We start from the raw sequence: 21,709 nt of genomic DNA, 5'->3' as shown, positions 1-21,709 counted from the left end.
GCTGTTAACAGCGCGCTTTCGCGGCTAAATTCGGGCGATGGCTCCCACCGAACCGTTTTACGAGACAAAGACGCTGGCGCAAATGACGCAAGCCGAGTGGGAATCGCTGTGCGACGGCTGCGGGCGTTGCTGCACCCTGCTTCTGGAGGATGAAGACGGATCTGTCTGGCGCACCTCGCTCGCCTGCCGCCTGCTCGACCTCAAGACCGTGCGCTGCGGTGACTACGCCAATCGCCATGCAAAGGTTCCAGGCTGCGTGAAGCTCACGCCGGACAGTATCGGCAAGCTCGGCTGGATGCCCGACACCTGCGCGTACCGCCTGCTGGCTGAAGGCAAACCCCTGCCCGGCTGGCACCCCTTGCGCACCGGAGATCCGGCCAGCGTCATTGCCGCCGGCGTCAGCGTCAAAGGCACGCTGATCAGCGAGGCGCTGGTCGATGAGGACGAGCAGGAAGACTACATCACAGACCGGGTGCTCTGACCCATCTGGATCAGTCTGTGTCCGGCGCGCGGCGGCCCATGCGCCGCACCGGTGCCAGCGCCTGATAGCTGCCCGCGCGCTTTTCGGCGCGCGCCGTGATCGCCTCCATGATATCAGCCGGATTCCACAGGCTCGCCTGCAGCACCATGGCCTGTTCCAGCGCGTCACTCACCGCATGGTCGCGCGCATAGAGGAAGGACCGCTTCACCCCGCTGATGGCCAGCGGTGCCTTGGCGGCGATCTCGTGCGCCACAGAATCCACGTGCTGGCGCAGGGCGTCCGGCGTGTCGAGGACGCGATTGTACAGACCGAGGCGCTCGGCCCGCTCGGCTTCCAGCCGGCCACCGGTATAGGCCAGTTCGCGCGCCACGCCTTCGGGAATCAGCTTGGGCAGGCGCTGCAGCGTGCCGACATCGGCGAACATGGCGATATTGGTCTCCTCGATGCTCAGCCACGCTGCATCCGTCCCGTAACGCAGATCGCAGGCCGTGATCATGTCCACCGCCCCGCCCACGCACGGCCCCTGCACGGCGGCGATGACGGGAAAGCGCGCCCGCTCGAACGCCGTGAACGCGTCCTGCAGGGCGGTCGCGGCGGTCAGAAAGGCTTCGCGCGCATCCGCGCTGCCGGTCGACAGGGCACCGGGATCGGTGAACACGGCAATGTCCATGCCGGCGCTGAACACCGGCCCTTCAGCCTCCAGGATCAGCACCCGCGTGCGTCCTTCATCAGACAGCGCCATCACCGCCTCGGGCAGCTCGCGCCAGAAGGCCGGCGTCATGGTGTTGCGCTTGTCCGGGCGGTTGAGGGTAAGGCGGGCGATCGGGCCGTCCTGGGTGACGGCGAAGCTGGTCCAGGCCATGGGCACTCCTGAGCTGGGACGTGTTTCGGCGGCGAGCTTTGTCCGGTCCGGCGCAGGTTTCAAGCGCGCATGCGGGTGCCCGCGCCATTGGACCGGGCGGTGATTATCCTCTAGAACTCATGAGAGCGCGCTGCGGCGCGCGGACCTGGTGTCAAGGAGACGGCTTCATGGGTGCGCACTGGACAGGCCTGATCGTCGTGGCGCTGCTGCTGCTCGTGCTGTTTGGCGGGCGCGGCAAGATATCCGCGCTGATGGGCGACATGGCCAAGGGCATAACCGCCTTCCGCAAGGGCCTCAAGGACGAGGACAAACCCGCTGACCGCGACGAAACCACCCCTCCCTCCGGCGCCCTCGGCTCGGAGGCGGGCCGCACGGCCGAGCCGCGCCGCGAGGACGAACGCACCGGGAGCTAGGCGATGAACCCGGGGATTGGCGCACCTGAGCTTCTGATCCTTATCATCCTCGCACTGGTGGTGGTGGGCCCCAAGGACCTGCCCCTCATGGTGCGAAAGGCGGGGCGCTTCATGGGCAAGATGCGCGCCATGGCGCGTGATTTTCAGCGCAGTTTTGACGAGTTGGGCCGCGAGGCAGAGCTGTCGGAACTGCGCGAGGAAATCGAAGCCCTCAAGAAATCCAATCCGGTCAACGAAATTCGTGCCGAGTTGAAAAAGGCCGAGGCCGAAGCTCTGGCCGAATCCGGCCCGCAGTCCGAGCCGCGCCCGGCGGATATTCGCGAACACCCGCGCCTGGCGGGCCGCGCCCGTCCGACGGCACCGGCGCAAGACCCCGGACAGACGGACTAGCATCATGGGCGCGCCGACGGACCCTGAAGACGAGGTTGAAGCCTCGCGCGCGCCCCTGATGGCGCATCTGGAAGAGCTGCGCTCGCGCCTGATCGTGACGCTGGGCGCTTTGACCGTCGGCTTTGTGATCTGCTTCATTGCCGCCGAGGCGATCTATAATTTTCTCCTTGTGCCGTTCGAAACTGCGGCCCGCCAGGTGCGGGGCGACGAGCTGGAGCTGCAGCTGATCTTTACCGCACCGCTTGAGTTTTTCTTCGTCAAGCTCAAGCTCGCCTTGTTCGGGGCGATTGTGCTCGCCTTCCCGGTACTGGCCTATCAGGTCTGGGCCTTCGTGCGGCCCGGCCTGTACAAGAATGAGCGTCTTGCCTTTGCGCCCTTCCTGGTTGCCGCGCCGGTGCTGTTCACCGCCGGCATGGCCTTTGTCTACTACATCATCCTGCCTTTTGTGATGAGCTTCGCGCTCGGCCAGGAGCAGGCACCGGTCGAGGGACGCGCCAGCATACAGCTCCTGACCCGGGTGTCGGAATACCTCAACCTGGTCACCACGCTGACGCTCGCCTTCGGGGTCAGTTTCCAGCTGCCTGTCCTGCTGTCCCTGCTGGGCAAGGCGGGACTGCTGACCAGCGAAACACTGATCAAATCGTGGAAATACGCCCTCGTAGGCATTGCCGCCTTCGCCGCCTTCGTCACCCCGCCTGACCCGATCAGCCAGATCTTCCTGGGCGCGGCGATGTTCGGTCTTTACGGCATATCCATCATCGCGGTGAAGATGGTCGAGCCCAAGCCGCTCGACGACGAGGCCTGACGCCAGCGCTATCAGTCTGAGGCGACGGGCGCGCTAACGCCCGCTTTCGCCGCTTTCCGCCTCGCCCGAAGCCGGTTCGCCCGAAGCCGTTTCGCTTGTGCCGGCTTCGTTGGCGTCAGCGGTGCCGCGCGCTGCTGGCTCGGGCAATGGCGCTGTGTCACCCGGTTCGCCCGCATGGGTGCGCACCGCAGGCGGCACGAAGATTTCGGCACCATCGCCCATGTATACGCTGGTGGACGGGAAGGCGAAGCTCGTACCGGCCTCCTCAACAATCTTCTTGAGCTCGAAGGCCAGCTCTTCCTTGATTTTAAGCCACTCGCCCCAATTGGTCGTGATCGTGAAGCAGTACAGCAGGTAGTCGATCGAGGACGGCCCGAAACTGTCCACATGCATGAAGGTCGGCACTTCGGGCGGTTTGGCGAATTCAGGATGGCTCTGGATATAGTCCAGCACCTTGTCGCGGATGTATTGCAGCTGCGCGGTGGTGGTCTTGTACTCCACTCCGATGATCCAGCGGATACGGCGGTGGGTCATACGGGTGAAATTGGTCACGGCGTTATCGGCCAGCTTGGAATTGGGCACGTAGACCGGACTGCGATCAAACCGGCGCACTAGGGTGGAGCGGAAATTGATCTCCACCACAGTACCCTCCACCACACCGTCCACCAGGATCCATTCGCCCGGCACGAAGCGCTTTTCCGTCAGGATCAGAAGCCCGGCAATCAGGTTGCGGAACAGGTCCTGTGCGCCCAGACCGATGGCAACGCCAAGAAGGCCGAGACCGCCAATAACGGGCGCTACCGGTATGCCCCATATCTGCAGGACGGCGGCGGCCCCGATGACAACGAACAGGATGCGCAGGAATTTGGCGAGCCAGTCCACCATCACCGGGGTCAATGCCTTGCGCAGCGCCCCCATCAGATAGGAAACCGGCACCACGACATTATGAAGCGCCCAGAACAGGGCGATCACCACCAGCGTCTCGACCAGTTGCGTACCGTTGATCGGCGCGTTCTGAGCGTGGAGGTCGAGGATCGTGAACGCGATATAGACCCCGACAATCACGGGGATCAGCTTGATCGGCCCTTTGAGGGCGTTGATCACCTTGCCGTCGAGATTGTTGTCGCTGCGGTCGGCGAACTCGATCAGGCGGCGCAGGACCAGGTGGGAAAACAGGCCGCGCACCAGAAAGGCCAGCGCCAGAACGCCGATCGCCACCAGCCCGTCGCCCACATTATAGCCGGCGAAACTCGTCTCCCAGACGCGGACGACGATCTCCCACAGCGTTTCGGCCCGGGCGATCAGATCGTTGCCGGCAGCATCGCTCTGCGCGTTCGCCGTCATGTTGCACGCTCGCGCGTGTTGGCGAAGATCACGTCAGGCCATTTCTCCTGAGAGTAGCCGACCTCCCAGGGCGATTTGGCGAGGAACACCACGGCCCCGTCGATGTCCTCGGCGATGGCTGTCTTGTGGCGGTCAATGAAGGCATCGATCTTGTCTTGCGGGCCCTGGAGCCAGCGGGCAGTCTCAAACGGGCAGGTCTCGAACACGACCTCGATGCCGTATTCGTCCGCCACGCGCTGCGCCATCACATCGATCTGCAGCGCGCCAACGGCTCCGATAACGAACTCCCCGCCCACCTGCAGGCGGAAGAGTTGCGTGACGCCCTCTTCGGCTAGTGATTCCAGCGCCTTTTTCAGATGCTTGGCTTTGAGCGGATCCTTCAGGCGCGCTCGCCGAAGCATTTCGGGCGCGAAATTCGGGATGCCTGCCACCCGCCATTTTCCGCTCTCGGACAATGTATCGCCGACACGCAGAACGCCATGGTTCGGCACCCCCATCACATCCCCGGCGAAGGCTTCATCGGCGATTTCGCGATCCGAAGCGAAGAACAGGATCGGGTTCGACACGGTGAGCTGCTTGCCATGGTCGGTCTTGAGCTTCATGCCGCGCCGGAAAGAGCCCGAGACCAGGCGCACAAACGCCACCCGGTCGCGATGATTGGGGTCCATATTGGCCTGCACCTTGAATACGAAGCCCGCCACCTCCTTGCCGCCAGGCTCCAGCGTCTCCGCCGGGCCGGACGCAGCCTGGGGCTGGGGTCCGGGGGCGATCGCGGCGACCGCGTCGAGCAGTTCGCGCACGCCGAACCGGCGCAGGGCCGAGCCGAAATAGACCGGCGTCAGATGGCCTTCGCGGAAGCTCTGCTCGATAAAGGGCGGGCAAAGCTCGCGGGCCATTTCGACCCCCTCGCGCAATTCCCCGAGCTCGTCATCCGAGAGCTCTCCTGCGATCGAATTGCCGGTCAGGGAAAAGCGCTCGGACTGAACCGGTTCCTGATCGTCGGCTGAGGGGCGGCGGTAGAGGATGAACTCATCGCGCGCCATGTCCGCAACGCCACGGAAGCGCTGACCGGACCCGCATGGCCACTGCATGGGCGTGGCGTCGAGCGCCAGCTTGTCCTGGATGTCATCGAGGAGGTCGGTCACCTCCATCGCCTCACGGTCCATCTTGTTGATGAAGGTGATGATCGGGATATCGCGCAGACGGCACACCTCGACGAGCTTCAGCGTGCGCGGCTCCACGCCCTTGGCCGCGTCCAGCACCATGATGGCGCAGTCGGCGGCGGTGAGGGTGCGATAGGTGTCTTCGGAGAAGTCTTCGTGACCGGGCGTGTCGAGCAGGTTGAACAACAGGCCCTTGTAGTCGTAGGTCATCACCGAGGCCGACACCGAAATGCCGCGCTCGCGCTCGATCTTCATCCAGTCTGATTGCGTGCGCCGGTTCTGGCCACGCGCCTTGACCTGCCCGGCCAGCCGGATGGCCCCCGCTTCCAGCAACAGGGTTTCTGTCAGCGTGGTTTTACCGGCGTCAGGATGGGAGATGATGGCGTATGTGCGCCGGCGCGCCCATTCGGGCCCAGCAGGTTCGGCGGTCATGGCGGGTCCTTAGTGCTTCAGCCGACGCGAGGTAGCCGAGCACGCGACCGCTGGCAAGGTTGGCAGACCTCTGGAGTCCGCCTGACCTACGCCGCTTCGGCGTCCTTGCGCAGCTTCATGAAGCGCAGCGCGCGCCGCGCGCTTTCCGGATCAAGTGCATCGTAAATCTTGCCCAGATCGCGCGCCTCGGCGAAGGCGTGATCCCTGGCGGAACCGCGCAGCACCGCCACTGTGACGAATAGCGCTTTATCCAGCCCAGCCGCCTTGCAGATCATGGCCAGGCCATCTGCGCTGTCATGCTCAAGCGCACGGCGGGCGGCGACATAGTCCACGCCGGTCATCTCGGCGAAACCGGCACAGAAATGCACCCGCTTCTTTTCGCGCAGCAGCCGGACCAGCAGTGCGCCATCAAGTTCCTTGCGCATGCGCTTGGCGGCAATGAAGCGGCGCGCCTCGGCCAGTTCACTGTCTTCAGCCATGCGGGACGCCAGCCTCTGGTGCGAGGCCGCCAGCGCCGCCTCGAGCACGCCAGGCTCCAGAGACTCAAAGCGCGCCGTGATCTGGTCGCGCAGATGGCTCTCCACCACGCTCATCAGATCGCCGAGCAGATCTGCCGGGGTGTCGGCGCGCTGAACCAGAGGAGCCTGCAGGACCGGGCTGGTTTCGGCGCGCTGGGTAACGGCTTCGAATGTCTGACGGGTAAGGCGCGAACCGGGATTGCTGACAAGCGTGGCAACGCTGCTATCGTCGGCGCGCTCCACAATGGCGCTCGACAGCCGCTCGCCCACCTGCGCGCGTCCGGCAATGGCGCGAATATGGTCCTGCCCGCGCTCATGGACGATGGCGACAAGGTCCTCGTCTTTCAGAACGGTGGACCGCGAAAGGATCGGCGCGGCCACTTCGATGGCATCCAGCGCCAGCTGCAACAAAAGACCACGCGGTGCCATGGCGCTGTCGGCGAATCGCTCGGCGAGTTCAGCGCGCGCGCTCTGGGCGGTCTGGGCGGCCAGGGTCTGCAGCACGGTATCAAATTCCGCCTGGGTCTGGCTTGCGGGTGCAGGCGGGGCCTCGAAGAACAGGTCGGTCACCTCACGCAGCAGCATGCGCCGGCGTTCTGATGATTTCTCACGCGCCAGGTCAGCCAGCTTGTGCAATCGGGACGAGGTGGACATGCGTAACGGGACTCCGTGACACGGAATACGAGACCGGCAATATGACATGGTCAGGTAAAGAATCCGTGGCTGCGTGACCTGCACCAGAGAAACCGGGCAACACCCTTGCCCAGACGTTAACCCCCGGCCAGTCCGGGCTCTCGGTCCGGCCTTCGCAGGGGCGGGTGCCGTGCGTCAGCGGCGTCCAGGGCTTGCAGCGCCGCGCGCTCGCGGGCGTTGGGCGCGCGGTTCCCCGCCGCCTCGATCTGCGCCGCCAGAGCCGGCGAAAGGCCGGTCACCGACCCAGGCGATGGCGTGGCAGGACGTACAGCGCCGAGCAAAACGCAGCGTCCAGGGCGTTGACCCACTGCAGGGCGCCAGCTCCAGGCCATGCAGGCTTCACGCAGGCCGCACACCGCCGCGCAGGCGTTCGCGCTGGCTTCGGCCAACCCGTCCGGGCTCGCGATCACAGCACCTTGACGTTCATGATCGCTCAGCATCGCCCCGGCCGGCAGGCCGGGAGCGGCGATCAACAGAAAAAAGGGCAGGATGAGACCAATCATGGTCCGATCCTGCCCCTCAACTCATTGCAATTGTGTTGCCGGCTTCAGCCTGCCAGCGTCAGATCAGCATATTCAGGCGGCCTGCTTGCGCGCCAGCGCCGCTTCGGCCAGGCGCTCGCGCGCCAGCTGGTCAGCAGCCATGTTGGCAGGACGGCCTTCGCTGGCCGCCGCGTCGATGATTTCGCCCAGCGTCTGCTTGAGCGTGACCAGCTTGCCCTCGACCCATTTGGCGTCAAAGCGCGCGTCCAGCTCGCCCATCACATTGATGATGCCGCCGGCATTGATGACGTAATCGGGCGCATAAAGAATGCCGCGATCCATCAGCGCCTGGCCCATATCGCGGGTTTCCAGCTGATTATTGGCCGCGCCGGCGACGATCTTCACCTTCAGCCGGCCGATGGTGGACGGATTGATTACGGCACCCAGCGCACAGGGCGCGAACACGTCGGCATCCACATCGTAAATGGCACCCGGATCCGAGACGACCGTCGCACCCAGTTCGCGCGCGAGCTCGGCCAGGGGCTCGGCCTTGATGTCGGTCAGGAACAGATCGGCACCCGCGTCGGCCAGGTGACGGCACAGATAGGCACCGACATGACCGGTAGCCCCCTGCACCGCGATGCGCACGCCGTTCAGGTCAGCCTTGCCCAGTCCGCGCTCGACGCAGGCCTGGATGCCCAGGAACACGCCCTTGGCGGTCACCGGCGAAGGGTCGCCCGTGCCGTCCGGCAGGCCGACCACATGGCGCGTGGTGCGACGGGCCGCGACCATGTCGGCCGGTGACACGCCGACGTCTTCAGCCGAAATGTATTGGCCGTTCAACGATTCCAGCGCACGCCCGAACGCTTCGAACAAGGCCTCGCGGTCAAATTCGCCCTCGGGGCGCATGATCACGCTCTTGCCGCCGCCAATGGGCAGGTCAGCCATGATGTTCTTGTAGCTCATGCCCTGGGACAGGCGCAGCACGTCGGTCAGCGCTTCCACCGAGCTGGGATAGCTCCACATGCGGCAGCCGCCGACAGCGGGGCCGCGGGCGGTGGAGTGCACCGCCAGAATGGCTTTCAGCCCGGTCGCCGGGTCGGTGGCGAACAGGACTTTTTCGTGATCGTCAAAGGCGGAATGCTCAAACACGCTCATAGGGGGGAGTCCTTCATGCGGCCTCAGGAACGGGAGCCGGACGCGCCGCCGGTCTTGGCTCGCCGACTGTAAATGCGCGTCTGGAAATATGCGCGGGCGGGATACAAGGCGGGGCACCTGCGCGCAAGCCTTGGAAACCGCTGGCGATTTGTCCGGTCAATCGCCACCATCGAGAATGCTGCGCACGCGCGTCCTCAGCCAGGGCAAAAGCTCCTGCGCGAACCACGGGTTACGCGCCAGCCAGGCATTGTTGCGCCAGCTCGGGTGTGGCAGCGCAACAAACTCAGGCGCATGCGTTCGCCAGTGCAAAACCGTTTGCGTGAGCGTGCGGTCCGCCGCTGCACCCAGATGCCAGCGCTGGGCATGGGCGCCCACCAGAAGGGTCAGACGCACGTCGGGAAGCGCGCGGGTGAACCGGTCTTGCCAGAGCGGCGCGCACTCGCGGCGCGGCGGCTTGTCAGCGCCCTTGGCGTCGAGGCCGGGAAAGCACAACCCCATGGGCGTGACGGCGATGTGGGCCGGGTTGTAAAACTCAGCCTCGTCCACCCCCATCCAGTCGCGCAGCCGCACACCGGACGGATCGGTAAACGGCCGCCCGCTGGCCTGAACCCGCACGCCGGGTGCCTGGCCGACAATGCGGATGCGCGCAGTGGCGTGCGCCTGCGCCACAGGCCGGCACGGATGGGCCAGCGCACCCTGGCAGACCCGGCAGGCCCGCGCTGCGGCCAGCACGGCCTCGATGGATTCGGGTGCGGTGCTGTATTCAGCCCGGCTCATCGCCCGCCACCGGCGCGATAGCGATGCGGTAGACCCCCTTGAAGTTTTCCGGATCCACCGGCTTGCCCTTGCGCAGGATCATCACCTGTCCCTGGCGGGCCAGATGCACGGCGGCGGCGCGCACATGGCGCATGCGCCCTTGCCAGTCTTCAGCGAACGCCTCGCGCGCGGCTTCCGACGGGCAAATCGATTTGCCAGGCCCGCGCTGCTCGGCGAGGGTGAGAATCGCGTTTTCAATCAGATCGTCGCTCATGCCTGAAACGGATAGCCCGCCCCATGCGCCGTGACCACCGCCCTTACTGGATGCACGCATTGTGGGAGGCGTTCGAGAACGCCTGGGCCGGCCGCTTCCTCGCCCCGCATTTCGAGGCGCTGGGCCCCCATCCCAAAATCGTGCGCCCGTGGAATGTGGAGGTGTTCGGACCCAATGTGCGCGCCGGGCGCGCGATCCACATTGTCAGCCGGCGTGACCAGCCCGTCAGCTTCACCGTCTGGTCGCCGCAGGATGCGCCGGGCCGGATCGAGATCGGCGATTGCTGCTTCTTTGCCGGCGGCGTGCGCGTCCTGGCCGCGCAGGCGATCACGATCGGCGACGGCGCGCTGATCGCGCGCAATGTCACCCTGTCCGACAGCGACTGGCATGATCTCTATGACCGCATCGATCCGCGCCCGGCCAGCGCGCCGATTGTGATCGGACGCAATGTCTGGATCGGCGACGGCGCCTTTGTGGGCAAGGGCGTGACCATTGGCGACAATGCCGTCATCGCCGCCCGCGCCGTCGTCACCAAAGACATTCCCGCCAACACGGTCGCCGCCGGTATTCCTGCCGCACCGGTGAAAACGCTGGACCCGGACGGGCCGTACAAGACGCGCATGGACATGCTGGGCGACCCCGAAGGCCTGAATGCCTTCATGGAGAACGCCTACAAGGACGCGCTGAAAGGCAATTCCACTCTCGGCTGGCTGCGCAGCAAGGTGTGGCCGCGGCGGGGGGACTAGCCTGTCCTGCAGCCAAGCCGGATCAGCTGACCGCCGGTTTGCGGGCCAGCAGCACCTCGAGGCGCGCCCGCCCTGGCAGCACAGGCCACAGCCCGATCGCCGCATACAGCAGGATTGTTCCGCCAATCCAACCAGCCGCAAAGATCACCCCGATCAGGAGCCAGTCCACCGGCCCGCCGGCATCGGTGAACCCGGAGCGGGTGACATGGGCCATCAGCACAAGAGCGCCCGCTCCGGCCAGCAGCGCAAATGCCTGGGCGCGCACAAGACGGGCGCTGGAAACGGTGCGTTCGCGCCACACGACCCAGCCGAAACCGCAAAGGCCAGCCAGTGCCAGCAGAAGGAGGAGCCAGAACCAGACCCCCATCATTTCCAGCAATACCGCGACGAGAACCGCCGGATCGAGTTCTTGCATGGTCTGGCGCCTTCCTAAGCGTCGCCGCGCAGCATCGCCACATAGGTTGGCTTGAGCGCGATTGTTTTCATGACCCACGAAATCCAGAGCTCTTCCAGCGGCGCGATAACGCCGGGGAAGGACGGTGTGAGATTGTCCTGATAGTCGAACTCCACCAGCATCGCCCGGCCCAGCCGGGTGATCAGCGGACACGAGGTGTAGCCATTGAACTGGCTGTCGCTGGTTCCGCCCGCCAGATCGGCTGCGATATGATCGGCCGCCACCGGCGCCTGCCATTTCACACTGGCTGCGGTCTTGCCTTTGGGCACACCGGCCGCATCGCCGACGACGAACACATTGGGATAGCGCACGTGGCGCATGGTGTGGCGATCGACTTCCGCCCAGCCGTCCGCCGCCAACGGTCCGCTGCCCCACGCCAGCGGGCTGTCGCGCAGCGCCCGTGCAGCCCGCATGGGCGGGATGACATTGATGAAATCATAGCCCAGCTCGGTCTCGCCGGCCGGCGTATCGAACACGGCGCGGCGCGCGCCGATATCGATGGACTTGAGCACATGGCTGTACACCGTATCCACGCCACGGTCCTGATACAGCATGCGCACTTTTTCCGACACGATCGGCACGCTGAACAGCGCATTATTGTGCGCCGCATAGGTCAGACGTGCCCGGCCGCGATTGCCCCGCCGCCTGAGCACATCATCGGTGATGAAGGTGTATTTGAGCGGCGCGCCTGCGCATTTCATTTCCGTGGCGGGGCGCATGAACAAGGCGTCACCGCCCGCGTCGGCAAAACCAGACATCGCCTGCCAGGTCGCCTGCGCGGCTTCAGGGCTGTGATAGACGCTGCCCAGGCCGTTCTGGCCGATCTGGCCGACATCCATGCCTTCAATGGCGTCATAGTCGAGATCAATGCCGACCGCCGCAACGAGATAGTCGTAGGCCACCCGCCGCCCCGAACTGGTCACGACAGCGTTGGAATCGGGATCGAACGCGGCGACCCCTTCCTCAATCCAGTCGGCGTCGCGTGGAATGTAATCACCGGTCCGGCTCACCGGATAGTTTGCAGGCTCCAGACCGGCTGCGACCAGAGTGAAGCCGGGCTGATAAAGATGGCGCGCACGCGGATCAATCAGGGTGATGCGCGCCCCGTCCAGGCGCTGCGCCAGCTGGTTGGCGACCGTCAGGCCGGCTGCCCCTGCCCCGGCGATCACAATGTGGGCCCGGGTTTGCACCTTGGATGATCGCGGCGAACAGGCCGCAAGAGCAGAGGCGGCGGCCAGGCCGCCCGCGCCCAGAGTGAGGAAACGCCTCCGGGATGCGTCAGCCAGCTGATCTTGTACTTGCGGCGGTTCCGTCCTCAACCTGTCTGACTGGTCCACTATTCGTGCTCCCGACCCTATTTTATTTATGGCTATATTACCGGATAATGCGCTTCCCGGCCAACACAAATCGCCGCACTGAAGCGACTGGACCATTGCTGACCGAAGCCAAGGGCAATGAACTTGGCGGCGCGATCGCTTTTCCGTTGCGCGCCAGACAGCCGGGCGCACGGATTGGGTGCCCGGCTGACCCGCAGGATCACGGCACTGCGCCGCACTCCGCCGTCCAGCCATCTGGCGCGTGCAGCACCGCCAGGAAAAGGCGCAACCGGGCCTGCGTTCAATGCGCCCTGGTCCAGAGCGCGTCGCGGCAGACCATCAGCACGCAACCCGAGACCGCGAGCTGGTCGCCCCGCAGCTCCATCCGGGCGTTGTAGGTACGGTCGCGGTCGGGCGCCCATACCCGGCCGTTACGATACTGACCGCTGCCACGCGGTTCCATGTCCAAGACGATCTGGCGCCCGACATTGGGCGAGCTCACGACCTGCTGCTGGCTGTCATGAGCTTCGACAAGGGCACCACAGATCCGGTTGCCGCAGGCGGTGATCTCGACGATGCCAGTGTTGCCGTTATCGTCCGGCGCAGTGCGCCAGAGGCCATGAACCGGATCGGCTTGCGCCGGGAAAGTAATTGCGGCGGCCAAGAACACCGCTGCGAATGCACTGGATTTCATGATGGTGTCCTCCTTGGACACTCAATCTCCACCGCCGCCACGATTTGCGCAAGCGGTGTGGTTGCGCAACGGAAGTCTGGCGCAAAGACTGGCCCAAGCCGATCCGTGTGTGTGCCCTTCGAGGCCTGCCTTGATGCTTTGCCGCGCCATCGCGTTCCAGAATGGCCAGTGCGTACGCCTGTCACGTGTCAGATGGCGGCGGGTTGAAGGCGAAGAATCCCGAAATCGCCGGCATGCCGGCGCCAGATCGCAGATTCGGAAGTCTATCCGTGACGCGCTGCGCCAGACTGCCATCGCCCCCGGTTCAGGCCCCGAAGAGCGCCATCGGCAGGGCACCGATCACGGCACCCGTCATCAGCGTCGCCAAGGTGCCGGAGATCAACGCCCGCGGGGCCAGCTTGAGGATGTCCTCGCGCCGGCTGGGTGCCACCGCGATCAGGCCGCCGATCAGGATGCCCACCGAGGAGAAGTTGGCAAATCCGCACACCGCATAGGTCATGATGAGCCGGGTGCGAGGGCTCATGTCCTCGGCGAAGCGGGCCAGCGCGTCATAAGCGAAAATCTCGTTCAGCGCCGTCTTGAACCCCATGATCGACCCGGCCACCTGGGATTCGGCCCACGGCACCCCGGCCAGCCACACCAGCGGCGCGAACAGCCAGCCCAGCGCCCGCTCCACGGTCAACGGCGCGCCGAACACATCGGGAAATCCGCCGAGCGCGAAGTTGAGCAGGGCGATCAGCGCGGTAAACACCAGCAGCATGGCGATGATATTGATGAACAGGCGCACGCCGTCCGACACGCCGGTGGTCAGCGCGTCCATGGAGGAATGGTAGAGATTGACCGGGATTTTCTCGGTCCCCGCAACGCCCTCTTCCTCGTCTTGCGGATGCATCAGACGGGCAAGCACGACCGCCGCCGGCACCGAGATCAGCGAGGCGGTCAGGATGTGGCCCGCAGCGTCAGGCAGAATGCCGGTCAACTGACTGACATAGATCGCCATCACCGAGCCTGCGACGGTGGAGAAGCCCACCGTCATGATCAGGAACAGATCAGATTTGGAAATGGTGGGCAGGCGCGGCCGGATCAGCACCGGGCTTTCGGTCATGCCCAGGAAGATATTCGCCGCCGCGCCCAGTGACGCCGCGCCGGAGAGATTGAGGATGCGCCGGAACATCAGCGCGAATCCGCGCACCGCGAACTCCAGAACCCGCCAGCGCCACAGCAGCGCGGACAGCGCGGACAGCACGATCACCATGGGCAGGGCCTGAAAGGCGAAGGAGAACAGGAAGCGCTCACCCCCCTCGCGCACCACGAAGGGGCTTTCGCCGCCGCCCAGATAGCCGAACACGAAGCTGGTGCCCTGGGTGGTGGCCGCCTGCAGCACCTCCACCACGCCCGTCAGCGAGGACAGGAAGGCGCGTGTGGGCGCGAAACTGAATAGCGCCACGGCAATCACGTACTGAACGGCCACTGCGCCAGCGATCAGGGCCCAGGGGATGGACTTGCGCGGGCCAAGCACCCAGGCGAGCGCGAGGAAGGCGAACACGCCCAGAAAGCTGCGCAGCTGCAGGCCGAAATCTTCGATCATGCCCGGACACATCCCCGATCACGGCGCGCCACGCGCGCTCCCCGTCATGAGATCGCAACATACCGAAACACGCGCGCTTGGCCAGACGCCCTTGCGTCCCGTGCGCAGGCAGGTCATCAAGCGGCCATGACCGCCCCGATCTGGACGCCCTGCATCAAAGTCTGCTTTGTCGATCCGGCGCAGAACATCTGCGTGGGCTGCTTCCGTACGATGGAGGAGCTGGGCCGCTGGACGCGCATGAGCGATGCCGAACGCGAGGCTGTGAAGCCGAAGCTGAGGCAGCGGGAATCTGCTTACTTGGCAACTGGCAGCAAGTGAACCTGAAAGGGAGCGCCCCAACATGAGTGAGCTAAAGCCCTTCGCTTTTGTGCTAATGCCATTCGATGAGAAATTTAAAGATATATATAAATTTGGAATAAAATCTGTTGCTAACGAGATCGGCGTCGTTGCGGAGCGTGTAGACGAACAACATTTCTCGGAGACAATTTTAGAGCGCGTATACCGTCAAATTTAAAATGCTGATTTTATAATTGATGAAATGACAGGAAAAAATCCAAATGTATTTTATGAAGTTGGTTATGCACATGCTAAAAACAAACTGTGCGCCCTCGTTACTCAAAATGCGCACGACATCCCATTTGACCTCAAACATCATTCTCATGTGATTTACGATGGAACTGCCTCCGATTTGGCTTCAAAACTTACTCCGAAGATCGAGTGGCTTGCATCCGAGGCAAAGCGCCGCAAAACTGAGACGATTAGCGTCAGCGCAAAGGCGTCCGATGGCTTGCTAGATAAAGAGACATATTATCATTTCGGGACCTTTGACCTCTCTCTTGAACTTAAAAATAACTCGGACAACCGGAGTCCCGAAATTGATAGCTTATACATTCGAACTCAACCACTATGGACATTATATTTAGATGAAAAAGAATGCCCCGCGATTGAAATTGATGAAGATGGAAAAAAGCGTCGAAATCATCAGATAACTCCAAGCGTGCGTCGACTTTTACCCAATGCGTTCATGAAATTGAAAATAAAATTCAAGCGACGTCTTTGGTCGAAATTCTCTGGAGAGCCAGAGCAAGAGGATTACCATTCGAAAGGTGTTGTTCGATTGGATATTGCCACGTCGGAGGGCACAATAACGAAAGATTTCACGATCGAAGTAAAGTTTGACGACATTCCTTTCTAATAGCTCACCGCCCCCGAGCGGATCATATTGGCCGGGACTGACCCTGGTTCAGGCTGCGCCATCCAGCGCGCGCGCCACTGCGTCGGGCATGGAGGCGATCACACGCAGATAATTGCGGGTGGCTGCGTCGGGCTTGCGCCTGCCTTGCTCCCAGTCGCGCAGGCTCGCCACCGGCACGCCATAGCGCCTGGCGAATTCCGGCTGGCTTAAACCCGTAGCCGCCCGCGCGGTGCGGGCCAGCACCGCGAAACGTCCCTGCTGGAATTCCTCATCGGACAGAGGGGCATCGGGATCAGGGGCGGTTTTCGCCTTCATATCTTTGGGTTTCGCGCTCATTGGCTTTCCTGACCGAAATAATGCGGGCTGCGCCGCTGCGTGATGCATGGACGCAAACCCAGACCCGTCCTTCAGCGAACCCGTATGTCACGAAGCGCTCCTCGCCATAGTCAAACCGGGTGTCGAGAACATCGACCCGGCCGGGGTCAGCCAGCACCTCCAACGCAAAGCCAAGCGACACGCCATGCTTGTCGCGGTTCGCGTCATCCTTATCAGGATCGTATTCCAACTTGAGCTGAATATACGGCATTGCCGCACCCCCTTCAACCCTCCACAGGCCAGAAGGTCTGACCCCTACCCCCAGATCGCGGAGCGGATCATGTTGGCGGCCACCAGCGCCAGGCCGACGGCAAACGCCTGGCGCAGCCGCGCCGCGTTGAGCCGGTGGGCCAAAGCGGCACCCATCGGGGCCACGAACACCGCTGCAGCCGCGAGAATGACGAAGCCGGGCAGGCTGACAAAACCCAGCGACAGGGGCGCCCGCCCCTCGACCGCCCAGCCGGTGATGACGAAACCCAGAGCCGCCGGTGCCCCGATGGCCACGCCAAACCCGGCCGCCGTGGCCACGGCGGTATGGATGGGGCGTCCGAACACCGTCAGCAGCGTCACGCCGAACACGCCGCCGCCAATGCCCATCAGCGCCGACAGCACGCCGATGAACCCGGCAAGGCCCGCACGCCAGGGCTGGCCGGGCAGCTCGTCGCCCAACCGCCAGTCGGCCCGTCCGAAAAAGAATTGCGCGCTTAGAATGAAGGCGGTGACCGCAAACACAATCACCAGTCCGCGCGTCGGGATGGCACCCGCCAGCGCCGATCCGCCCAGCGCGCCCAGCACGATCCAGGGGGCCCACTGGCGCAAAACCTTGAAATCCACCGCGCCCCGGCCCGCATGGGCGGCGACCGATCGCAGCGAGGTGACGACGATGACCGCCAGCGATGTGCCCACCGCGGCGTGCATGGCGTAGTCGGGATAGCCTAGGAGCTTCAGCGTGTAATACATGGCCGGGACCATCACGACCCCGCCGCCAATACCGAACAGGCCGGCGATCAGCCCCGCAAAGGCGCCCACAGCGATGAGCGCCAGAATGAACAGTCCATAGGTCTCGATCATGCCGCTTCGCGCGCCTCCGCGACGGCTTGCATCGCCGCCTCCACCACCGTCCAGTCTGCTCCCGGCCTGTGGGCGTTCTCTGACAGGACGCGCCGCCACTGGCGCGCGCCGGGCAGGCCTGAAAACAGGCCGAGCATATGGCGCGTTATGGCGTTCAATCGCACGCCGTCCGCGAGGCGCGCCTCGACATACGGCCGGTAGGCCTCGAGCGCTGCCACCGGGTCCGGCGCCCGCTCCGGCTCGCCGTAGCAGCGCGCATCCACCTCGCTCAGGATCCAGGGCGTGTGATAGGCGGCACGCCCGAGCATCACCCCGTCCAGCCCGGCGCCTTCAACCAGAGCGTGATCGAGATCGGCCAGCCCGCCATTGAGAATAATTTCCAGATCCGGCCGCGCCGCCTTGAGCGCGCGCACCAGATCATAGTCCAGCGGAGGAATGTCCCGGTTTTCCTTCGGGCTGAGCCCGTCGAGCCAGGCCTTGCGGGCATGGACGATGAATGTTGTCACGTCAGACTGCGCCACTGTATCGACAAAGCCGAACAACGACTCGCGCGGGTCCTGGTTATCCACGCCCAGGCGGTGCTTCACCGTCACCGGAACCGACACCGCCTCGCGCATCGCGATCAGGCAGTCGCGTACCAGTTCCGGCTCGCGCATCAGGCAGGCACCAAACCGGCCCGACTGAACTCGATCCGACGGGCATCCGACATTTAAATTGATCTCTACGTATCCAAACTCTTGCGCGATGTGTGCTGCGCGCGCCAGCAGATCCGGGTTCGATCCGCCCAGCTGGATCGCCACAGGCTGCTCGGCTTGATCAAACCCGATCAGGCGCGCCGCATCGCCATGGATAACCGCCTGATCCACCGCCATCTCCGTGTAGAGAAGCGCCCGGCGCGTCAGGACACGGTGAAACGCCCGGCAATGCCGGTCGGTCCAATCCATCATGGGCGCGACGCAAAAGCGCCGGTCAGGGGCGGGGGACATGCTCATGGGCGCGGTGTAGGCCAGGGTGCCGATGCTGGCAAACGATCCTGCGATGTCCGGCCGGACTCTCCGACGGTCGCCTCCGGAAAATTGCAATTTGAAATATTTTCTATCGCATCAATATTGACTCATGGTTGCATTCTTGTTTCTACTTAAGATGAGCGCCATGCAAACGCGCTCGCCATCGGAAAGGAGAAAGCCATGCAGATTGCCACGATCAGCCTGTTCGCAGAGGTCGGCGCGGCGCCCGATATCCAGATCGACTCGATCTGTACGAGCACCTCGACGTCCTGCAAGTGCACGAGCTCGTCCTCGTCCTGCTGCTAGGTGCTGTTGACAAAGTACCGGAACCACAGGCGGATTGAAGCGAGATGGATGAAGCCGAGATAGCTGTCGGCGGTCTTGTCGTAGCGTGTGGCGAGGCGGCGTGAGCAGCGCAGCTTGTTGAAGCACCGCTCGATGCGGTTTCTCAGCCCATAGACGAAGTCGTCGATCTGGACGGGGTTCTTGCGGTTTCGGCGCGCCGGGATCATCGGCACGGCGCCGGCGGCTTCCAGCGATGTTCGGATATTGTCGCTGTCATAGCCTTTGTCGGCCAGCAGGACGCGCGGGACTGGGCCATGCGCGGCCATCACCGCCTCATAACCTTTGTAGTCGGAGACTTCACCGCCGGTGATCTCAGCGGCTATGGGCAGCCCTTCAGCGTTGGTGCGAAGGTGTATTTTGGTCGTGAAGCCACCTTTTGAGCGCCCAAAACCCTGTTTTTGAGTCCCCCTTTAGCGCCCGCAGCCTGATGGTGCGCGCGAACGATAGTGGAATCGACCATTTGAAGACTGTCGGGTACGGCCCCGCTCTCGCCCAGCGCTTCCAACATCACCTCCCACACGCCTGACAGCGTCCAGCGGCGGAACTGGCGGTAGACCCGCGTCCACGGACCGAAATAGTCGTGAAGATCACGCCAGGGCGCGCCGGTGCGCGCGATCCAGAACACGCCGTCCAGCACGCGGCGATGATCAGAAGGCGGGCGGCCCCGCTTGCCTCCGGTCGCCACCACGAAAGGCGCAAAGAACGCCCACTCCTCGTCCGTCATCAAACCGCGAACCAAGACCACCTCCCAAAAGCCAGTCTTGAATCACGCTTCGGGCGGGTTGGGAATCCACTTCGTCAACAGGTCCTAGACAGGCCCGGCCCCGCCGGGCGCGGTTCCGGCGGGGCTTACTGTCGGCCTCACTCCAGGAGCCCGCCCCTCCATGCTGGGACATTTCGATATCGTTGCGCTGCCAGAGGGCGGCTATGAACTGGTCAACGGACACGCCGTTACCAAAGTCACGTTCGACAATGACGCCGAACAGGCGATGTTCGCGGCGCTGGTAGAAACATCCAAATCGCCCGCCGCCGTATTGAAAGCCCTGATCCGCGATCATGGGCGCGAGGCGGTCCACGCTTTCTGCCTCAAACTGCGCGACGCCCGTCTGATCAGCTTTGAGAACGAGACCGGTCTGTTACGTGGCGAAGCCGGGGACGGATACGAGGCCCTGCGCCGCGAGATTGCCGCTCTGGGCGATCGGTCAATTGGACTGATCTCCGCCTCGCCGCTGGGTGACGCCCTCAAAGCCCAGCCCGTGCTGAAGAGGGCTGAGCGTCTCGACCTCGCCCGCCGCAACGCGGCCGACGCGTTCGCCGGCTTCATCAGCCGCCATGAGCTGGTGGTAATTGACGCCTCCGCGGCCAGCCCTTCGCTGCTGTCAGCCTTTAACCGGGCTGCGATCGCCCAGAGCCGGCCCTGGCTGCTCGTTCAGGGCATGTTCGAGGGCGCGGGACATGTCGGCCCGCTTTTTCTGGGCGGCGAAACCGGTTGTTATGATTGTTTCCGCGCCCGCCTGCGCAGCAATGCTGCCGGGCTGGCCAGCCTGACACGCTACGAAACCTGGCTGGACGAGACAGGACGGCTGTCGCAGGCAGCCAGTACGCCGTCGTCCAGCTTCCTGACCCTGATTGCGGCGGTCGCAGCAATGGAAATCGAGAAATTCCTCACCGGGTTCGACCTGGCGCAGAGCTTTGGCTATCTGCTGGACATCAATATGCGCAGCTACAACGTGACGGCCCACCGGCTGTACAAGGCCCCGTTTTGTGAAACCTGCGCCGGTCCGTTCGAAGAGCGCACCGCTCCCTGGCTCGACGCGATCACGCTGGAGCCGGCCTGAGCCATGCAGATACACGGTCTCCATGCCCAGGTGGCGCGCTCCACGCGGCTTATCTCGCGCAAGCTTGGCGTCGTGCGTGAGTTCCGGCGTGGGCACAATCAGCCCTTTGACCCGCGCATCGTGTCCTACTCGGCGACCACCTGTGACCCCCGTGCATTCAGTGATGACGCTCTGGTCCACCAGGCCGGCGGTGCCGGGCTGAGCTGGATGCCCGCCTTTCTCGCCACTGTCGGTGAGGCGGTGGAGCGCTATGGCTCGGGCTTTTACCGCCGCGATGCCCTGGTTCACGCCAGCGCCCGCGACTTGCGCAAGCAAGGTCATGCGATTGCGGGGCCAGAGACCTTCGCCCTGTTCCATCCAAGCCAGTATGAGCGCGAAGGCTTTCCATTCACGCCCTTCACCGAGGATCTGGAAATTCACTGGGAGCGCATGCGCGACCTGGCCACAGGGCAGGATGTCCTGTGCCCGGCCGTATTTGTCTACATGCCGTTCCGCGCCGACGCGGTGATGATCAGCGAGCAAATCTCCACCGGGTTCGCCGCCCATGGTGATCCTGTGCGCGCGGCGCTGGGCGGCATTTTCGAAGTGGTCGAGCGCGATGCGTTCATGATCGCCTGGATGAATGAGCTGCCGCTGCCAAAGCTGCGCCTCACTGGCGCGTTGGGCCGCATGATCTCGGACACGATCCCGCACCATTTCGACATCCATCTTCTGGAAATGACGACAGATATCGGTCTGCCGTCAGTCCTTGGCCTGATGCGGGGTGAGCACGATTTCGGCCCGTTCATCGCAGTGTGTGCCGCAACGCGCTTCACATTGATGGAGGCCGCACGCAAAACCGTGATCGAGTTGTGCCAGTCGATCCCGTACTATCGTAGCCTCGTGGACGATGACCGCAGTTTCGAGCGGTTCGAGGATGTACGCACCTTCGCCGATCACGGCATTTTTTATATCAAGCGGCCGGATCTGGCGGGTGTGTTTGAACCCTGGCTGCCGGCGCAAGCGCAGGTGGACGTGCCTGACAAAGCCGAGCCGGAGCCGGTCTGCCAGCTCGGATCGGTCGCCCGCAGCTTCGCGCGTCAGGGCCGGCGCATACTGGTTCGCGACAAAACCACGCCTGATTTAAGGGATGCAGGTTTTTCTCTTCAGAGGGTTGTCATTCCAGGCCTGATACATCTTAATGGTGATTACTCTGCGTATTATCTCGGCGGTCAACGGCTGTATGAGGCACCCGCTCTGATGGGTCACAAGGTGCAGCGCACCTTCGAGACCCTGAACCGGCTGCCGCACCCCTTCCCTTGATGATCCC

General features: G+C 63.8%; 25 protein-coding genes and 1 pseudogene. 9 read left to right on the top strand and 17 right to left on the bottom strand.

Annotated features, from left to right (window positions below):
* Positions 1 to 37: 37 nt before the first annotated feature.
* Positions 38 to 481, top strand: coding sequence for a YcgN family cysteine cluster protein (locus tag L2D00_01185; protein WBQ13314.1), 444 nt, complete (start codon positions 38 to 40; stop codon positions 479 to 481).
* A 10-nt stretch (positions 482 to 491) separates the two neighbouring features.
* On the opposite strand, the gene L2D00_01180 is transcribed toward L2D00_01185, so the two are convergent.
* A complete protein-coding gene (locus L2D00_01180; GenBank protein ID WBQ13313.1) occupies positions 492 to 1,343 on the bottom strand; it encodes an enoyl-CoA hydratase-related protein in 852 nt (283 codons plus the stop codon).
* 167 nt (positions 1,344 to 1,510) lie between these two features.
* On the opposite strand from L2D00_01180, the gene L2D00_01175 reads away from it, so the two are divergent.
* Genes L2D00_01175 through tatC form a run of 3 tightly spaced genes read left to right on the top strand, consistent with a single transcriptional unit; the run spans position 1,511 to position 2,951 of the window.
* Positions 1,511 to 1,756 carry a Sec-independent protein translocase TatA gene (locus L2D00_01175; GenBank protein WBQ13312.1) on the top strand — a complete coding sequence of 82 codons (246 nt, stop codon included), beginning with the start codon at positions 1,511 to 1,513 and terminating at the stop codon, positions 1,754 to 1,756.
* A 3-nt stretch (positions 1,757 to 1,759) separates the two neighbouring features.
* Entirely contained in the window at positions 1,760 to 2,146 is a 387-nt protein-coding gene (tatB, locus tag L2D00_01170) for a Sec-independent protein translocase protein TatB (GenBank protein ID WBQ13311.1), read from the top strand.
* Positions 2,147 to 2,150: 4 nt separating this feature from the next.
* Entirely contained in the window at positions 2,151 to 2,951 is an 801-nt protein-coding gene (tatC, locus tag L2D00_01165; GenBank protein ID WBQ13310.1) for a twin-arginine translocase subunit TatC, read from the top strand.
* 33 nt (positions 2,952 to 2,984) lie between these two features.
* Here tatC and L2D00_01160 read toward each other — a convergent pair whose 3' ends face one another.
* The 7 genes from L2D00_01160 to L2D00_01130 all read right to left on the bottom strand — a co-directional run bounded on the left by L2D00_01160 (position 2,985) and on the right by L2D00_01130 (position 9,771).
* Positions 2,985 to 4,295: a mechanosensitive ion channel family protein gene (locus L2D00_01160; protein ID WBQ13309.1), complete on the bottom strand. Its 1,311-nt coding sequence runs from the start codon at positions 4,293 to 4,295 to the stop codon at positions 2,985 to 2,987.
* Complete coding sequence (locus L2D00_01155; GenBank protein ID WBQ13308.1) at positions 4,292 to 5,890, bottom strand: peptide chain release factor 3; 1,599 nt, start codon at positions 5,888 to 5,890, stop codon at positions 4,292 to 4,294. Before L2D00_01155 ends, L2D00_01160 begins: the two co-directional genes overlap by 4 nt.
* A gap of 86 nt (positions 5,891 to 5,976) precedes the next feature.
* Positions 5,977 to 7,062: a DUF2336 domain-containing protein gene (locus tag L2D00_01150; GenBank protein ID WBQ13307.1), complete on the bottom strand. Its 1,086-nt coding sequence runs from the start codon at positions 7,060 to 7,062 to the stop codon at positions 5,977 to 5,979.
* A 116-nt stretch (positions 7,063 to 7,178) separates the two neighbouring features.
* The gene (locus L2D00_01145) at positions 7,179 to 7,604 is read right to left on the bottom strand and encodes a hypothetical protein (GenBank protein WBQ13306.1); all 426 of its coding nucleotides are present in this window, start codon (positions 7,602 to 7,604) and stop codon (positions 7,179 to 7,181) included.
* Between the two features lie 72 nt (positions 7,605 to 7,676).
* Entirely contained in the window at positions 7,677 to 8,741 is a 1,065-nt protein-coding gene (locus L2D00_01140; protein ID WBQ13305.1) for an amino acid dehydrogenase, read from the bottom strand.
* Between the two features lie 156 nt (positions 8,742 to 8,897).
* Positions 8,898 to 9,518, bottom strand: coding sequence for a uracil-DNA glycosylase family protein (locus L2D00_01135; GenBank protein ID WBQ13304.1), 621 nt, complete (start codon positions 9,516 to 9,518; stop codon positions 8,898 to 8,900).
* Entirely contained in the window at positions 9,505 to 9,771 is a 267-nt protein-coding gene (locus L2D00_01130) for a DUF3253 domain-containing protein (protein ID WBQ13303.1), read from the bottom strand. The genes L2D00_01135 and L2D00_01130 overlap by 14 nt, the downstream gene beginning before the upstream one ends.
* A gap of 434 nt (positions 9,772 to 10,205) precedes the next feature.
* Between L2D00_01130 and L2D00_01125 the strand changes: the two are divergent.
* A pseudogene (locus L2D00_01125) lies at positions 10,206 to 10,313 on the top strand (maltose O-acetyltransferase).
* 226 nt (positions 10,314 to 10,539) lie between these two features.
* Here L2D00_01125 and L2D00_01120 read toward each other — a convergent pair.
* The 4 genes from L2D00_01120 to L2D00_01105 all read right to left on the bottom strand — a co-directional run bounded on the left by L2D00_01120 (position 10,540) and on the right by L2D00_01105 (position 14,569).
* Complete coding sequence (locus L2D00_01120; protein ID WBQ13302.1) at positions 10,540 to 10,932, bottom strand: DUF5368 domain-containing protein; 393 nt, start codon at positions 10,930 to 10,932, stop codon at positions 10,540 to 10,542.
* A 14-nt stretch (positions 10,933 to 10,946) separates the two neighbouring features.
* The gene (locus L2D00_01115) at positions 10,947 to 12,161 is read right to left on the bottom strand and encodes an NAD(P)/FAD-dependent oxidoreductase (GenBank protein ID WBQ13301.1); all 1,215 of its coding nucleotides are present in this window, start codon (positions 12,159 to 12,161) and stop codon (positions 10,947 to 10,949) included.
* Between the two features lie 427 nt (positions 12,162 to 12,588).
* The gene (locus L2D00_01110; GenBank protein ID WBQ13300.1) at positions 12,589 to 12,981 is read right to left on the bottom strand and encodes a DUF2147 domain-containing protein; all 393 of its coding nucleotides are present in this window, start codon (positions 12,979 to 12,981) and stop codon (positions 12,589 to 12,591) included.
* Between the two features lie 304 nt (positions 12,982 to 13,285).
* Entirely contained in the window at positions 13,286 to 14,569 is a 1,284-nt protein-coding gene (locus L2D00_01105) for a nucleoside transporter (protein WBQ13299.1), read from the bottom strand.
* Between the two features lie 126 nt (positions 14,570 to 14,695).
* Between L2D00_01105 and L2D00_01100 the strand changes: the two genes are divergently transcribed.
* Both L2D00_01100 and L2D00_01095 read left to right on the top strand, forming a co-directional pair.
* On the top strand, positions 14,696 to 14,887 hold the full coding sequence (locus L2D00_01100; protein ID WBQ13298.1) for a DUF1289 domain-containing protein: 192 nt from the start codon (positions 14,696 to 14,698) through the stop codon (positions 14,885 to 14,887).
* Between the two features lie 220 nt (positions 14,888 to 15,107).
* Positions 15,108 to 15,764 (top strand): hypothetical protein, encoded by a 657-nt coding sequence (locus L2D00_01095; GenBank protein ID WBQ13297.1) that lies wholly within the window; start codon positions 15,108 to 15,110, stop codon positions 15,762 to 15,764.
* A 48-nt stretch (positions 15,765 to 15,812) separates the two neighbouring features.
* Here L2D00_01095 and L2D00_01090 read toward each other — a convergent pair whose 3' ends face one another.
* The 5 genes from L2D00_01090 to L2D00_01070 all read right to left on the bottom strand — a co-directional run bounded on the left by L2D00_01090 (position 15,813) and on the right by L2D00_01070 (position 19,307).
* Positions 15,813 to 16,079: a helix-turn-helix domain-containing protein gene (locus L2D00_01090; GenBank protein ID WBQ13296.1), complete on the bottom strand. Its 267-nt coding sequence runs from the start codon at positions 16,077 to 16,079 to the stop codon at positions 15,813 to 15,815.
* Positions 16,057 to 16,350, bottom strand: coding sequence for a BrnT family toxin (locus L2D00_01085; GenBank protein WBQ13295.1), 294 nt, complete (start codon positions 16,348 to 16,350; stop codon positions 16,057 to 16,059). The genes L2D00_01090 and L2D00_01085 overlap by 23 nt, the downstream gene beginning before the upstream one ends.
* Before the next feature lie 44 nt (positions 16,351 to 16,394).
* On the bottom strand, positions 16,395 to 17,210 hold the full coding sequence (locus L2D00_01080) for a sulfite exporter TauE/SafE family protein (GenBank protein WBQ13294.1): 816 nt from the start codon (positions 17,208 to 17,210) through the stop codon (positions 16,395 to 16,397).
* Complete coding sequence (gene dusA, locus L2D00_01075) at positions 17,207 to 18,157, bottom strand: tRNA dihydrouridine(20/20a) synthase DusA (protein WBQ13293.1); 951 nt, start codon at positions 18,155 to 18,157, stop codon at positions 17,207 to 17,209. The genes L2D00_01080 and dusA overlap by 4 nt, the downstream gene beginning before the upstream one ends.
* A 362-nt stretch (positions 18,158 to 18,519) precedes the next feature.
* A protein-coding gene (locus L2D00_01070) for an IS5 family transposase (GenBank protein ID WBQ13292.1) occupies positions 18,520 to 19,307 on the bottom strand; the annotation gives its coding sequence in 2 pieces (ribosomal slippage) (positions 18,520 to 18,974 and positions 18,974 to 19,307; 789 coding nt in all).
* A gap of 139 nt (positions 19,308 to 19,446) precedes the next feature.
* Between L2D00_01070 and L2D00_01065 the strand changes: the two genes are divergently transcribed.
* Together L2D00_01065 and L2D00_01060 are read left to right on the top strand one after the other, a co-directional pair.
* Positions 19,447 to 20,400, top strand: coding sequence for a TOMM precursor leader peptide-binding protein (locus L2D00_01065; GenBank protein WBQ13291.1), 954 nt, complete (start codon positions 19,447 to 19,449; stop codon positions 20,398 to 20,400).
* A gap of 3 nt (positions 20,401 to 20,403) precedes the next feature.
* Positions 20,404 to 21,702: a YcaO-like family protein gene (locus tag L2D00_01060; GenBank protein WBQ13290.1), complete on the top strand. Its 1,299-nt coding sequence runs from the start codon at positions 20,404 to 20,406 to the stop codon at positions 21,700 to 21,702.
* Positions 21,703 to 21,709: the final 7 nt, after the last annotated feature.

The sequence above is a fragment of the Hyphomonadaceae bacterium BL14 genome, assembly GCA_027627705.1.
GTDB lineage: Bacteria > Pseudomonadota > Alphaproteobacteria > Caulobacterales > Maricaulaceae > Oceanicaulis.
Note: the sequence above shows the minus strand (reverse complement) of the source record. Positions and strands in the feature narration are given on the sequence as shown.